Source organism: Xanthomonas pisi DSM 18956 (assembly GCF_001010415.1).
In the GTDB taxonomy this organism is placed as follows: domain Bacteria; phylum Pseudomonadota; class Gammaproteobacteria; order Xanthomonadales; family Xanthomonadaceae; genus Xanthomonas; species Xanthomonas pisi.
The window spans coordinates 1-383 of the sequence record NZ_JPLE01000208.1 but is presented as its reverse complement, the minus strand read 5'-3'; the positions used below and the strand labels follow the sequence as shown (position 1 = coordinate 383).

General features: G+C 34.5%; 1 protein-coding gene. It reads left to right on the top strand.

Translation table 11 applies throughout. From position 1 onward, the window contains the following. A partial coding sequence (locus Y887_RS19600; RefSeq protein WP_046965609.1) for a phage terminase large subunit family protein occupies positions 1 to 383 on the top strand: 383 nt, incomplete at both ends.

Below are 383 nucleotides of genomic sequence, written 5' to 3'. Positions count from 1 at the left end.
CACTTATTTCCGGTTTGAAATTAGCTATATTAGATTATATTGAAGTTACACCTGATAGCCATGGATTTCACCAGTTCAAAAAGCCTGAGGAAGGTCATAAATATATTGCGACGTTAGACTGTTCTGAAGGACGTGGACAGGATTATCATGCAATGCATATTATTGATGTTACGACAGATAAATGGGAACAGGTTGGTGTTCTACACTCTAATACTATTTCACACCTTATACTCCCTGATATTGTGTTTAAATATCTAATGGAATATAACGAATGTCCAATTTATATTGAATTGAACTCAACAGGTGTTTCTGTCGCTAAATCGCTTTATATGGACCTTGAATATGAAAACGTTATTTGCGATTCAATGAATGATTTAGGCATG